The 14,553-nt window shown below is 45.0% G+C and carries 14 protein-coding genes; 10 read left to right on the top strand and 4 right to left on the bottom strand.

Features of this window, described 5'->3' with window-relative positions; translation table 11 throughout:
• Nucleotides 1-167: 167 nt before the first annotated feature.
• Nucleotides 168-917, top strand: a complete 750-nt coding sequence (locus JO154_RS22340; RefSeq protein ID WP_291949905.1) for a hypothetical protein — start codon at nt 168-170, stop codon at nt 915-917.
• 121 nt (nt 918-1,038) lie between these two features.
• Here JO154_RS22340 and JO154_RS22335 read toward each other — a convergent pair whose 3' ends face one another.
• The gene (locus JO154_RS22335; protein ID WP_291949902.1) at nt 1,039-1,722 is read right to left on the bottom strand and encodes a M15 family metallopeptidase; all 684 of its coding nucleotides are present in this window, start codon (nt 1,720-1,722) and stop codon (nt 1,039-1,041) included.
• Nucleotides 1,723-1,863: 141 nt separating this feature from the next.
• Between JO154_RS22335 and JO154_RS22330 the strand changes: the two genes are divergently transcribed.
• The 9 genes from JO154_RS22330 (at nt 1,864) to JO154_RS22290 (ending at nt 9,586) form a co-directional block, all read left to right on the top strand.
• Nucleotides 1,864-2,646: an SDR family NAD(P)-dependent oxidoreductase gene (locus tag JO154_RS22330; protein WP_291949899.1), complete on the top strand. Its 783-nt coding sequence runs from the start codon at nt 1,864-1,866 to the stop codon at nt 2,644-2,646.
• Nucleotides 2,647-2,723: 77 nt separating this feature from the next.
• Nucleotides 2,724-3,479 (top strand): hypothetical protein, encoded by a 756-nt coding sequence (locus tag JO154_RS22325; protein WP_291949897.1) that lies wholly within the window; start codon nt 2,724-2,726, stop codon nt 3,477-3,479.
• 24 nt (nt 3,480-3,503) lie between these two features.
• Nucleotides 3,504-4,355: a fumarylacetoacetate hydrolase family protein gene (locus JO154_RS22320; RefSeq protein WP_291949894.1), complete on the top strand. Its 852-nt coding sequence runs from the start codon at nt 3,504-3,506 to the stop codon at nt 4,353-4,355.
• 1 nt (nt 4,356) lies between these two features.
• Nucleotides 4,357-4,689, top strand: a complete 333-nt coding sequence (locus JO154_RS22315) for an L-rhamnose mutarotase (protein WP_291949891.1) — start codon at nt 4,357-4,359, stop codon at nt 4,687-4,689.
• 56 nt (nt 4,690-4,745) lie between these two features.
• Nucleotides 4,746-5,573: an amidohydrolase family protein gene (locus JO154_RS22310; RefSeq protein ID WP_291949888.1), complete on the top strand. Its 828-nt coding sequence runs from the start codon at nt 4,746-4,748 to the stop codon at nt 5,571-5,573.
• A 12-nt stretch (nt 5,574-5,585) separates the two neighbouring features.
• Nucleotides 5,586-6,368 (top strand): SDR family oxidoreductase, encoded by a 783-nt coding sequence (locus JO154_RS22305; protein WP_291949885.1) that lies wholly within the window; start codon nt 5,586-5,588, stop codon nt 6,366-6,368.
• A gap of 51 nt (nt 6,369-6,419) precedes the next feature.
• A complete protein-coding gene (locus tag JO154_RS22300; RefSeq protein ID WP_291949882.1) occupies nt 6,420-7,658 on the top strand; it encodes a sugar MFS transporter in 1,239 nt (412 codons plus the stop codon).
• A gap of 70 nt (nt 7,659-7,728) precedes the next feature.
• On the top strand, nt 7,729-8,505 hold the full coding sequence (locus JO154_RS22295) for an MbnP family protein (protein WP_291949879.1): 777 nt from the start codon (nt 7,729-7,731) through the stop codon (nt 8,503-8,505).
• Nucleotides 8,506-8,521: 16 nt separating this feature from the next.
• Nucleotides 8,522-9,586, top strand: a complete 1,065-nt coding sequence (locus JO154_RS22290) for a cytochrome c peroxidase (RefSeq protein ID WP_291949876.1) — start codon at nt 8,522-8,524, stop codon at nt 9,584-9,586.
• Here JO154_RS22290 and JO154_RS22285 read toward each other — a convergent pair.
• The 3 genes from JO154_RS22285 to glmS form a co-directional block, all read right to left on the bottom strand.
• Nucleotides 9,583-10,152 (bottom strand): DNA-3-methyladenine glycosylase I, encoded by a 570-nt coding sequence (locus tag JO154_RS22285; RefSeq protein WP_291949874.1) that lies wholly within the window; start codon nt 10,150-10,152, stop codon nt 9,583-9,585. The genes JO154_RS22290 and JO154_RS22285 overlap by 4 nt on opposite strands.
• Nucleotides 10,153-10,341: 189 nt before the next feature.
• On the bottom strand, nt 10,342-12,543 hold the full coding sequence (locus tag JO154_RS22280; protein WP_291949871.1) for a DUF4954 family protein: 2,202 nt from the start codon (nt 12,541-12,543) through the stop codon (nt 10,342-10,344).
• 16 nt (nt 12,544-12,559) lie between these two features.
• Nucleotides 12,560-14,395, bottom strand: coding sequence for a glutamine--fructose-6-phosphate transaminase (isomerizing) (gene glmS / locus JO154_RS22275; protein WP_291949867.1), 1,836 nt, complete (start codon nt 14,393-14,395; stop codon nt 12,560-12,562).
• Nucleotides 14,396-14,553: the final 158 nt, after the last annotated feature.

Genomic DNA, 14,553 nt, shown 5'->3' with positions numbered 1-14,553 from the left:
CAAAGCTAGATATAATTTAATGTAGGCATGCAATTATTGATATACATGATAAGAAAAAACAAATAGCGAAGAAACCAATCCATTTGATGGCTACTGGATTAACAAGGATTTCATGTCCGGGAAATATCTATTATTCCTAATTTTGCTCCACCTAAATAAACCTTCCTATGAAAAAAATCTTACTGGGCATATTCGCCGTGAGCATGATAATATCTTGTTCTAAGCCTGTTGAACCCATGATACCAAATGAACCTAAGCCAGGTACTGGAACAGATACTCCCACTCCTCCAGCAGAAAAAGTAAAACTTTATCCTGTACAGATATTGGATCCAATAGACAGCTTCGTCTATGAATACAATACAGATAAAACAATGAAGCGCATGGCCTATTTCCGTCATAATTCAGATGGATTCCATTCTTATGTGGCATTTGATCGACAGTTATCGTATGAGAACGGAAGATTAACCCAAATGGGTAACTGGATCATCTATTACAATAGCAATGGCGAGATGGTAGACGCACCTGGAGGAACTACAAGGTACGTATTTGATGCACAGCATCGCCAAACTGAAATGTACTATGGTACTGAGTTAGTAGAAAAACTCTACTGGGACGGAAAGAACATTATCAAACAAGAAAGATATGCTAGTGGGCGCGTTACCAGCACGCGTGAATACAAATATGATAAAGCGCCAAATGGCTATTATAGCTTGTTGGGAGCAATATCTGCCGACTATCGTACTTTCTACAGTGAGAATAATGTTTTGGAAGAAAAAGTAACGGATGGTAGTGGATCCTATGTGATATATTATAAATATAAATATAACGATTCTGGCTATCCTGTCGAAATTGAATATCACCCAGATAGCCCGGATGGTGCAGCGGTACATGTCACTAAAATCACTTACACTAAATAATTCTCTATAGCCTGTCGTCCTTGCCCAGCGGGCAGGAACGACGAAAAAATAAGGAAGGGAAATGATGTCGCAGACGTTATTTCCCTTCCTTATTTTTTTGATACAGCCCTTTTTGGGTTTTTTAAAACACAATATCCATCAACGGATATTTTTTATAATTCGGGAGATAGTAATGCCACCATTCCGTACTAGACCCTTTAAACCCACAGCGTATCATAGTCTCCCGCAATAACTGCCGATTGGCCGCCACCACTGGGTCTGCGGGTTTATAATTTTCATGTGCCTTGTGTGTGAAGTCGTCAAAATCAGTAGGCATTGGCACAGGTTTGCCTGTCTTCAAATCCACCATACTCAAATCTACCGCTACACCGCGGTTATGTCCCGATCCTTTGCGAGGATCTGCAGCATACAGATCGTTCGGAACTATCTTAAACATCAACTCCGTACAACGATAAGGTCTATAAGCATCATAAATTAATAAGCCGAAACCTTTCTTGTGCAGTATCTCCTGCACTTTCTTCAGCGCAATAGCCGCCGGTCGGCGTAAATAAATGCCGGTGGAAGTATATAGTCGCTGATGAGTAAAGTTGTTGGTAGTCGCGTACCGGACGTCTTTCCTTATACCCGGTATAAATTTCTCCAGATCTACCAACTGTTGACTACTGTCTTTCTTTATCAGTTGTTCATATTGCTGCTTGTCCTGTAAAACGGCCAATCCATACTTGTTTAGAGGGATTTGTTGGGCAGACGCCATCCTAAAGAGGCCAATTCCAGTACACAGTAAAATCCAGGATTTCAATCTCATATCGGTCATAAATTCACATAAATACCTCAAAAATTACGGAATATTGTGAAAATTAGGCAAGAAAGTATAAAATACAGCGAAAATACAATTGCTAAACACTTGCTATAATAGGTATTTTAGAACCCTTAAATTTTTATAAAAATGGAGCTGTTCAGATTAGATAATAAAGTGGCAGTTATCACCGGTGGTGGTAGCGGCATAGGACAGGCAATTGCGAAGAGTTTTGGCGCACAGGGTGCAGCAGTGCATATCCTGGAATTGAATGAAGATGGTGGCAAAGGAACTGCCGCCGAAATTATTGCCGATGGTGGAAAGGCACAGGTACATGCCTGCAACGTGGCCGACCAAGCCGCAGTGATTGCCGTGATGAATAATATTATCCAATCTGCTGGTAAGCTGGATATCCTGGTAAACTGTGCAGGCATTGCCCACGTAGGCAAGCTGGAAGGCACTGCTGAACAGGATTTCGACAGAGTTTACCAAGTGAATGTGAAAGGTACCTACAACTGTATGTACGCAGTAATTGAGCAAATGAAAAAACAAGGTGGCGGCGTAATCCTGAATATTGCTTCTATCGCTTCTAGTGTAGGTATACCAGACAGGTTTGCTTATTCTATGAGTAAAGGTGCGGTACTTACCATGACCCTCTCCGTTGCGAAAGATTACCTGGGCCATAATATCCGCTGCAACTGTGTTTCTCCTGCAAGGGTACATACGCCGTTTGTAGATGGCTTTATCGCTAAAAACTACCCTGGTAAAGAAGCGGAAATGTTCGATAAACTCAGCAAAACCCAGCCTATAGGTCGTATGGCTAAACCTGCGGAAGTAGGTAACTTGGCCCTCTACCTTTGCTCGGATGAGGCTGGCTTTATCACAGGCTGCGATTACCCAATTGACGGTGGATTTATCAGACTGAATAACTAGAAAGTTAAATGTGATGGACGTAACTTTAGGCCGAATGCCTATATTTAAACTTATTCATCACAAATTTTGAAACTTCCATGAAACACGTTCCCGTTTACCTGGCGATGGCCGCTTTAGGGTTTGCCGCTTGCAACAATCAACAGAAATCGGCAAATGGCGCCAGCCAGCAATCTGATTCCGTTCCTATGACACCTGCTACAGCAGCAGGAAAAGTGGACGTAACCATTAAGAACAGGAATAAAGATACCGCCGAAGTAGTCATTAAATTCGCTATCAACGGCCAGGAAAAGGAAAAATCATTCGAGCAACCTGTACTCCAGGAAGGAGCCGAAAATGATGTGATCCGCATCGCCTGGGATAAGCCGAATAGTGCTTACATCGGCGTAGTAAAGCCTAACCGTACACCAAGATACTACCATGCCAGCGTTGACAGCAGCAGTGGCGGCCTGAAAATTTTCTGGGCTACCGTTCCGCCAAAACCAGTATGGCTGTATATGGAAAATGTACAAGGACTTGGAAAAGTGGCTGCTGCCGGATCTTCCACCAATGCGTACAGAAAGAATATCAAATCCGGCAATATCATAGAAGACTTCATTGTCAACATCAAACCTACAGACAATCCGGACGAGGTAGTCCTCTACGTTGAATTTGCAGGGGTGAATAAAACAATGACCATGCCGGTACCTAAAGGTTATAAACCTACTATTCAAACTACCGCCAAACCAGAACTAGTTTATTTCTCTATGGAAAAAGACGGAAAACTGGATGCTGTAATGGAACTGAAAGTAGAGGACGGACACCTCCAGGTGCAGCATATTAAAGAAGTAAAATAATAGCAAACAAATAAAAATATTGTAATGAAACTTATCAGGTTTGGTTTACCAGGTGCAGAGAAACCAGGTGTTGTTACTGACGCTGGAATGTTTGATGTCAGCGCATTTGGCGAGGATTACGGCGAGAAATTTTTTGAAACAGATGGGCTGACCCGTCTGGAGGCCTGGTGGTCTGCCAATGCCAACAACTGCCCACAAGTACCTGCTGGTACTCGTCTGGGCGCTGCTGTGCAACGTCCTTCCAAAATTGTGTGCATCGGCCTGAACTATGCTGATCACGCTAGAGAAACAAATGCACAGATCCCTGCTGAACCAATCGTATTTTTCAAAAGTACTTCCTCCCTGGTAGGTCCTAACGATAACCTGGTCATTCCTCGTAACTCTGAAAAAACTGACTGGGAAGTGGAACTGGCAGTAGTTATCGGGAAGAAAGCCAGCTATGTAGACGAGAAAGATGCTATGGATTACGTGGCCGGTTACTGCCTGCACAACGACTATAGCGAGCGTGCTTTCCAACTGGAAAGAGGCGGTCAGTGGGTGAAAGGTAAAAGTGCTGATACTTTCGCTCCTTTAGGCCCATGGATGGCTACTAAAGATGAAATCGCAGATGTAGACAACATGCGCCTCTGGCTCACCGTGAACGGTCAAAAGATGCAGGATGGTAACACTTCTAACTTCATCTTTAAAGTACCTTTCCTAGTGCACTACCTGAGCCAGTTTATGACACTGCTCCCAGGCGATGTTATCTCCACTGGTACACCTGCAGGTGTTGGTCTGGGTATGAACCCACAGGTGTATATCAAACCAGGAGATGTAATTGAACTGGGTATTGATGGCCTGGGTACTTCCAAACAAACAGCCGTAGCTTACAAATAATATGACAAACAGATATTGCCTGGCATTGGATCTGGTCAACGACCCGCAACTGATCGGCGAGTACGAAGCCTATCATCGCGATGTATGGCCAGAAATCAAGAAAAGTATCACGGACAGCGGTATCACCGCGATGGAAATATATCGCGCTGGCAACCGCCTGTTTATGATAATGGAAACAGATGCGTCCTTCTCCTTTGAGCGCAAAGGAGCTATGGATGCCACTAATCCCAAAGTACAGGAATGGGAACAGTTGATGTGGAAATATCAACAAGCGATCCCTGTGGCGAAAGAAGGGGAGAAGTGGGTAATGATGGACAGGATTTTTTCTTTATAGACTTATTTACGCCACGGCCCAAACTTTGTGCCGTGGCGTATCTGTAAACAGCCGTTATGATTATTGATGCGCACCAACATTTCTGGAAGTATGATCCCATCCGTGATGCATGGATAGATGATACCATGGAAGTGATCCGGAATGATTTCTTCCCGGAACACCTGGCACCCGTGTTCAAAGCACATGGCATTGATGGTTGCGTTGCCGTTCAGGCAGACCAGTCTGAGAAGGAATCAGCATTCCTGCTGGACCTGGCCGCAAAACATGATTTTATCAAAGGGGTAGTAGGATGGACAGACCTCCGCTCTCCTGATATACACGCGCAACTGGCACACTATGCCAGCTTTCCGCGCATGAAAGGATTTCGTCATATTGTACAGGGGGAACCAGATCCCATGTTCCTGCTGAGGGAAGATTTTTGCCATGGGATACTGGCCCTTGCACAATATGATTTTACCTACGATATTCTCGTATATCCGAAACAGTTACCCGCCGTAGAACAGTTCGTAAAGCGTTTCCCGGAACAACGATTGATTATCGACCACCTGGCCAAACCCGATTTCAAATCAGGAGAGCTAGCCGAATGGGCTGCCTCCATGAAGCGGATTGCTGAGTCGCCTAATGTTTACTGCAAAGTAAGCGGACTGGTAACAGAGGCGGATTGGCAACATTGGGAGGCCAGACACTTTGCTCCCTTCCTAGATATTGCCCTGGAGGCCTTTGGGGCGGACAGACTAGTATACGGGTCCGATTGGCCAGTATGCCTGCTCGCTGCCGAATATGGAGAAGTGAAAGGTATCATTACTGATTTTATCAGCCAGTTGAGCATAACAGAACAGCAGCAAATAATGGGTGGCAATGCCATCGCATTCTATCATTTATAATATTTTGATGACATGGATTTAGGATTACAGGATAAAGTGATTATTGTTACCGGTGGCGCCAAAGGTATTGGAGAAGCGATCTCCCGTCTGATTGCAGAAGAAGGTGGTGTGGCAGTTATCGCAGGTCGCAATGCGGCAGATAATGAGAAAACCGCCAACGCTATTATTGCTGCAGGTGGTAAAGCCTTCGCCATCTCCAGTGAACTGGGCAAAGTGGACGACTGTAAAAAAGTAATTGATGCTACCGTTGAGAAATATGGTAAGATAGATGGTCTGGTGAACAATGCTGGCGCTAACGATGGCGTAGGCCTGGAAAATGGCAGTCCTGAAGGATTTATGAAATCCCTGCAGAACAACCTGTCCCACTACTATAACCTGGCACACTATGCACTGCCGTACCTGAAAACCACAAAAGGTAATATCGTTAACATCGGTTCTAAAGTAGCGAGTACCGGACAGGGAAATACTTCTGGTTATGCAGCCTCCAAAGGCGCTATCAATGCCCTCACCCGCGAATGGGCGGTAGAACTGTTACCTTATTCCATCCGTGTCAATACAGTTATTCCTGCAGAAGTATGGACACCGCTGTATGAAACCTGGATCAATTCACTGCCTAATCCGCAGGAGAAACTAGCGTCCATCACCGCAAAAATTCCTTTCGAAAAAAGAATGACCACTTCCGAAGAAATTGCCAACACCACTGTGTTCCTGCTTTCCGGAAGATCTGGGCATACAACCGGACAAATTCTATACGTAGACGGAGGTTATACACACCTCGATCGTTCCATTAGCTAGGCAGAGCCAACTGATACACACTTTATATTCACTTGAACACAACATCTCATTATGGCCGGAGGCGCAGTTAGTAATTCCACCTATACCAGCAAAGCTCCAGTAGGAGGGAAACAACCTAGTTACCTGTTTCCGTTTATCCTGGTAACAAGTCTTTTCTTTTTATGGGGCCTTGCATATGGCCTGCTGGACGTGTTGAATAAACATTTCCAGGAAGTTTTAAGTATTACGCCACGCAGATCTACCCTGTTACAAGGCGCTTATTTTGGCGCATACTTCCTGATGGCATTGCCTGCTGGCGCCTTCATGAATAAATTCGGGTACAAAAAAGGTATTATCATGGGACTCCTGCTGTATGCTGCAGGTGCTTTCCTGTTCTTCCCGGCTGCTAATGCACTGAGTTTTGACTTTTTCCTGATGGCATTGTTTATCCTGGCTTGCGGACTGGCATGCCTGGAAACGGCTGCAAACCCTTATGTAACGGTATTGGGTTCGCCTGCTACCTCTGAACAGCGTCTGAACCTTTCCCAGTGTTTTAATGGCTTAGGCTCCTTCCTGGGCCCCATCATTGGCGGTGCATTGTTTTTCGGTAGCGGTAAAGACGACCTGTCAACTGTAAAACTGACCTACATTGTTATTGGGGTGGTGGTACTGTTGATCGCAGGATTCTTCTACAAAACACAACTCCCTGAAATTAAAGAAGATGTAGCCGAAGGGCCGCAAGTAGTAGCAGATGAACGTCCGCTGTTTGCACACAGACATTTTGTACTGGGCGTAGTAGCGCAGTTCTTTTATGTGGCTGCTCAGGTGGGCGTAGGCGCTTTATTCATCAACTATGTAACCACTTACTGGCAAGGCGCTTCCAACGAAAAAGCGGCGTATCTGCTGTCGGTAGGTATGGTGCTGTTCCTGGCAGGTCGCTTTGTAGGTACAGCTATCATGCGTAAAATAGCGCCTAATAAAATGCTGGCCCTCTTCGCCATCATCAATGTGGCGTTATGCGCGGTAGTGATGAGTGGTAGCGGCGCAGCATCTGTATATGCGCTGATCGCTATGTTCTTCTTTATGTCTATTATGTTCCCTACCATCTTCGCACTGGGTGTGAAAGATCTGGGAAGAAATACCAAAAAAGGTGCTTCCTTCATCGTAATGTCCATTGTGGGCGGTGCTGCGGTACCTTACCTGATGGGAGTTGTTACAGAAGCGCAATCACTAGCTTTCTCCTATGGTATCCCGTTAGTATGTTTTGTAGTAGTGTTCTACTACGGCGCATTGGGTTATCGCAGAAAATAATATCACTAGGCTACTGGTGAGTAGTCAAATCCGCAAAATCATCGTACCTTCCTGACATAAACAGGATATCATGATTTTGCGGATTTTTTATGCCTGGCTGACTATCCTCCTATCCGGAACCCTGCTTGTAATGGCCGCTTGCTCTAAATCACTGCAGCCACAAGCCAATGCCCCTATTACCGCCGTTCATATTCAGTTTAACAATTATGTAGGCAATGTTCCCCTCCAGCTTAACGCAGGCGCCTATATGAATACCGCCGGCGAACAGTATACCGTTTCCAAATTTCTCTATTACGTCAGCAATTTCCAGTTGACAGATATCAACGGTAAAACGATCACCTTGCCCCAACGATATTTCCTCGTGGATCAAGCCACCGATTCCACCAAGAAAATAACGCTGGACAGTGTTCCTGTAGGGCAGTATACGGCCATTAAATGGACGATCGGAGTAGATAGTATCCGCAATGTCAGCGGGGTACAGGCAGGCGCACTTGCGCCGGAAAACGGGATGTTCTGGACCTGGAACAGCGGTTATATTATGGCCAAAATGGAAGGACATTCTCCCCAGGCAACTACTGCACTGAATGTATTCCTGTTTCATATAGGCGGCTTTAAACAGCCTTATAATGCCTTGAAAACAATTTCCATTACCTTACCGTCTACATTAACCGCAGGTGCTAATCATCAAGCCAAAATCAATATAAAAGCAGATGCAGACAAATGGTTTCATACACCCAATACCGTTAGTATCGCGCAAAGCAGTATCATCATGGCTGCTGGCGTAAATGCGATGGCTATTGCAGAAAACTACCAACAGATGTTCTCTGTTATGTCTATAGCAAACTAAGCTGCAAAAATGCCCTATGAATCGTAAAGTATTATTTATCGTAGGCGTGATATGCCTCGTGGTGGCGATCGCTGACGCCTGTAAGAAAGGTGGCTCCGGCGGCCCAGACGGCTTCGTGTCTCCCGAACCCTATACCCTGCAACTCCCGCCAGGATTCCCTGCGCCTGTATATGACCTTTCACAAAATCCACTGACAAAAGAAGGCATTGCCCTTGGCAGGTTTATGTTCTATGACTATCGATTGTCGAAAGATAGTACCGTTTCCTGTGGCTTCTGTCACCAGCAATTTGCGGCATTCGGCCACTTCGATCATGCGCTTGGTCACGGTGTTGGCGGCCGCCAAGGCAATCGTTCAGTGCCCGTTATCTTTAACATGTTGTTTCAAAAAGAATTCATGTGGGATGGCGGTGTGAATAACCTGGAGATACAGCCACTTACACCATTGACAGACCCTAATGAAATGGGCGTAGATCTGAAAGTGCTGCTCAGTAAAATGCAATCAGACCCGCAATACAGAAAAATGTTCCGGGATGCCTATGGTACAGAGGAAATTACCAGCCAGCGCATGTTTCGGGCTATTACCCAGTTTGTAGTAACAATGGTTTCCGGTAATAGTAAATATGACTCGGTGATCAATCATGTGGGCGGGGCCTCCTTTACGGCAGAAGAACAAGCGGGCTATCATATCTATCAACAGAAATGCGCCGCCTGTCATAAAGAACCGCTGTTTACGGACCTCTCTTATCGCAGCAATGGCTTACCTTACCTGAAACAACTCAACGATGTAGGCAGAATGAAAATCACAGGAAATACCGCTGATTACCTGAAGTTCAAAGTGCCTTCACTGCGCAATATTATCAAAAGCGCTCCGTATATGCATGACGGCCGCTTCTTCGATATATACCAAGTATTTGATTTCTATGATCATGGGGTGGAAGTCACTTCGGCTACTGATCCACTGGTGAAAAACGGTATCCCGCTTACAGATGCAGAAAAACGACAACTCTACTTTTTCTTGAATACCCTCACGGATTACACATTAATTCAGCGCTCCGCGTTAAGTGAAGTACGGATTAACTAAGCCTTTGCCTTCCAGCAATCGCCAAAATGGTCATTTACCATGCCCACTGCTTGCATATAAGCATAACAGATAGTGCTGCCAACAAACTTAAATCCACGCTTCAGCAAATCCTTACTCATGGCGTCGGAGATAGCTGTTTTTGCAGGTACCTGCTTCATGTCTTTGAACTTATTTTTGATGGGCTGATGATTTACAAATGACCAGATATATTTATCGAAACTGCCAAATTCTTTCTGCACTGCCAGGAAAGCTTTGGCATTGGAAATAGTGGCATTTATCTTCAACCTGTTGCGAATGATACCTGCGTTACCCATCAAGGCTTCTACCTTTTTATCGTCGTATTGCGCGATTTTTTTGGCATCCCAATTATCAAATGCTTTGCGATAATTTTCACGTTTTACGAGCACAGTATACCAACTTAAACCTGCCTGTGCGCCTTCCAGGTTCAGCATTTCAAAGAGATGTGTATCGTTGTGCTGAGGGGTACCCCATTCGTTATCGTGGTAGTCGATGTACAACTGATCTTTCGTGCACCAGTTGCATCTTGCTTTTTCTTTCGTTGCCATAACTCAAATATACTTGCTTTTACAAGGCAACCCAACAACAAAGAGGGTGCAAAACGCTACTATCTATTGTCCCTGCCCATCGGGCAGGGACAACAGAAAAAAATAAAACAACAAAATTGACGTCGCAGACGTCAATTTTGTTGTTTTTGATACACCCTCTTTCAATTAATACAGGTAAAACGAATTTGATTACAATTCCCATTCATTGATCATGCGGCGTACTTTTTCTTTGTACTCGCCCAGCTCATTCATGGTTTCATTGATAAAGCTGTTATGTTCCAGGCTTCCTACAACGATGTTCATTTCTTGCTCGTTGCTGTAAGCCATTTTACGGAATGGATTGATATAATCTTTTTCTCTGGATTTATAGATGCCTTCCGCCATCCATTCCAGGGTTTGCACGCTGTCTACCAGCCATTGTGAGAGATGTTCGGTACTGAAATTCTTCAATGGCACTTCCTTAATTTCCAACATACTGGCTACGGCGTGTTGTAGTTTGTCGCCTAAGTATTCCTTGCTGATATCGCTGTAAGCTTCATGCAGTTGAGGCCATCCAGAAATACGGTTTTTGCGTATCCTTTGTTTCAGTGCCTCTACTGTTTCTGCTTTCATCAACTGACCGCCGATATTCAGCCATGGCGTACGTTTGGCGTTCTTTATGGCTGCTTGTAAAGCCAGGAAAGAAGGCTTGCCAGCGCTTATGATATTTTTGATACCATAGTATACAATCAGGTCCCTGAAAATAGGATAGGCTTTATGTACCTTCAGGAGTTGCGTACGACGGCTGCTATTCTCGAAGTTTTCTGCGTAGATAGTCAACCTGCTTACGTCTTCTGGTTTTTCCAGGAGCAGTTCCTTCCCTTTTTTTCGTAGGTCCTTTTCCGTTAGGTCCTTTTTAGGTTTGTTTTCCGGCAGTGCTAACCAGGCTTTGGCAGTAGCAATTTCCATGATCGCCATCGCGTGGAACATTTCTTCCACGGAGTCTGGCGCCAGGAAATCGTATTCTATCAATTGTACTTTATCTGTACGCCTGTCTCTGTCCACATATTTCCAGGAATTCCTAGCGATGGCGTACATGTTATACATGAACCAATAGGCTGGCATTACCCGAAGGGTATTGTCATGCTCGTCATTGCTGACGAGGGAGAATGGAATCGGGATGTGTAACTCCGACATATAATTCCCTTTAGACAGCAGTGTGAAGTTGGCGAAGCGAGAATTATGCTTCAGACTAACACATAGACCAGGCCAGAACCCTCTGCCGGCAATGATTTCACCATCGGCGCCACGGGAGTTGTGGTTGGAACCAACCGTTGCTCCTGCCGCCATATTACTTTGTCCCATCACGAGGGAGGCACAAAGGAAGGAGTTGTTATGGTGTTGCTCATGTGCTGGAAATATGAGAGAATTCAATACTTCACAGCAGGAAATAGTAGAATTATTACCGAGATAAGAGTTGATCAGACGTGCGCCATATTTCAGTTGACTGTGAGACGCCATTACAAAACGCACTGCCTTTACACCATAGAAGGCACGACAGCCATAACCAACAATACCATTCACCATTTCGCAGCCTTCTCCAATCTGGGAGCGGGCTTCCGCGCTACTGTTGATGGTTAGGTTTTTTAGTTTGTTAGCTCCTTTTAGGTAGGCATCCGTACCAATGGTAACGTCTTTGATCATGCGACAGTTCTTAATAACGCTGCGATCGCCTACCATGCCATAATAGCCACGTCTTTTATCAAATTGCTTTTCGGTAAAGTTGCGGAACTGTTGTTGTAATTGCTCATCATCCCGGTAGCGGGTCCACAGATAAGCGTCTCCCGGCAACATCCCATCGAAGGGCAGTACTGCACGGCCACCGTTTTCATTACAGAGTTCCAGTTCTATACGGAGATTTTCCTGCTCTCCGCTTTTCACCACACCATTCCCGAATTTGGCTACATCGGAGGTCACCATCTCATTTACATTGGCAATGATGACTTCATTACCCAGGATGTAGTGAGAGAGATAATTGACATTATGGACCACCACATTATCCCCGAAATCGCAAGCGCAGATCGTACTGTTATACAGTCCCACCGGCAGTTTCAGGTTACGATATTCGAGGTAATAGGGCTCTAATTTACCGATGCGTACCATTCCGAAGAAATGGCAGTGTTGTACCAGTTTCGGATTGAATTCATTGGATACGAAGATATTATTCCAGTTATCGGAAGTATTGTCATTACGCACCAGTGCTTCCACCTCGTAGGCTGTCAACTGGCGATACTGATCCTGACGTTGCCATTGTTCATTGCGCAGGTAGTATTCGTCTTTCCCTTTTGGAATTTCGTCTTCAATAAAATTATACCCCAGTTGTTCCAGGGGCATTTTTCGGATGTTGTTCATGGATACAAACTTAAGTCTATTCAACAGTTACACTCTTTGCGAGGTTTCTGGGTTTATCCACGTCATATCCTTTTGATACGCCGATATGATAAGCCAGTAACTGCAAAGGTATAACACTAATGATTGGCGCCACCAACTCATCTGCGGATGGAACTACAATCACATCATCCACCATAGACGGAATAGTATCGTCGCCTTCTGTTACAATGGCTATCACTTTGCCTTTGCGGGCTTTTATCTCCTGAATATTGGAAACAATTTTTTCGTAATAGCTATCTTTTGTTGCAACAATCACTACTGGTAAATTTTCATCTACCAGTGCGATAGGACCATGCTTCATCTCTGCAGCAGGATATCCTTCTGCATGTATGTATGAAATTTCTTTGAGTTTGAGTGCGCCTTCCAGGGCAACAGGGAAATTGTATCCACGGCCGAGGTAGAGGAAGTCGCGCGCATTTTTATATTTCTCTGCCACTTTATGCACTTGTGCATTCAGTTCCAGCGCAACGGCTACTTTATCTGGTACCTGGTTCATTTCATCCAGGAGATGCTGGAATCTTTGCGTAGTAATGGTACCTTTTTCCATGGCTACTTTCAGTGCAATGAGTGCGAGTACGGTCAACTGTGCCGTGAATGCTTTGGTGCTGGCTACGCCGATTTCCGGACCTGCGTGTGTATAAGCGCCGGCGTCGGAGATACGTGCAATAGAGGAGCCTACCACATTACATACGCCCAGGATGATCGCCCCTTTTGCCCTGGCGCTGTCTATGGCCACCAGTGTGTCGGCTGTCTCCCCAGACTGTGATATCGCAATAATCACATCACCTTTGCCTACTACCGGATTCCGATAACGGAATTCAGACGCATATTCTACCTCTACTGGAATACGACATAATTCTTCGATCATGTATTCTGCCACCAGGCCCGCATGCCAGCTAGTACCACATGCAACGATGATGATACGATTGGCATTTTTCAGCAGGTCCATATGTTCGCGAATACCACCTAATGTGAGCGTGCCTTTTGACGCATCCAAACGGCCGCGCATACTATCGTAAATAGTTTGTGGCTGTTCGAAAATTTCTTTCAGCATGAAGTGATCATAACCGCCTTTTTCAATGGCTGCCAAGTCCATATCCAATTTTTGGATATAAGGCGTCTGACGTTCATTGCTGATATTTTTCAGGATCAGTTCATCCGGTTTGATAATGGCAATTTCATAATCATTTACGTAAACTACTTCCTTGGTATACTCGATGATAGGAGAAGCATCGGAAGCGAGGAAATGTTCATCTTTGCCTACACCGATTACCAGCGGACTACCTTTCCTGGCAGCGATGAGCGTATCCGGATTTTCTTCATCGAGGATAACGATCACATAGGCGCCTACTACGCGTTTCAGGGCAATGCGCAGGGCTTCTTCCAGCGCGCAGTTGTTGCTCCTTTTGATTTCTTCAATGAAGTGCAGGAGTACTTCTGTATCCGTGTCACTTTCAAAAATGTGACCTTTACTTTCCAGCTCTTGTTTCAGTTGTATGTAGTTTTCAATGATACCGTTATGTACCATCGCTAGTTTACCATCGCTGGAAACGTGAGGGTGGGCGTTACGGTCGCAAGGTTCGCCGTGTGTGGCCCAGCGGGTGTGGCCAATGGCAATGCGGCTGCGCATATCTTTACTGGAAGCATAATCTTCCAATGCGGCCACTTTGTCCTTCTTTTTATAAATTTTGAGGCCATCATTGATGATAGCAACTCCGGCGCTGTCATACCCGCGGTATTCCAGCCTTTTAAGGCCTTTCAGGACGATCGGGTAAGCTTCACGCTGCCCGATATAAGCTACGATTCCACACATATGGTTCTTATATTTTTTGTTGAGGTTTTGAATTGGGAGATAGAACTAAATACAATTGAGCTGCCTGCTGAGAGACAGCTAGTTTAACATGACGCGTGCATTCAAAAAGTTTTTAAAAATTTAAAATAAAAAAAGGGATACGGTGAGATGACAACCAG

Origin of the sequence: Chitinophaga sp. (assembly GCF_019236475.1) — a bacterium.
Lineage (GTDB): Bacteria > Bacteroidota > Bacteroidia > Chitinophagales > Chitinophagaceae > Chitinophaga.
Note: the sequence above shows the minus strand (reverse complement) of the source record. Positions and strands in the feature narration are given on the sequence as shown.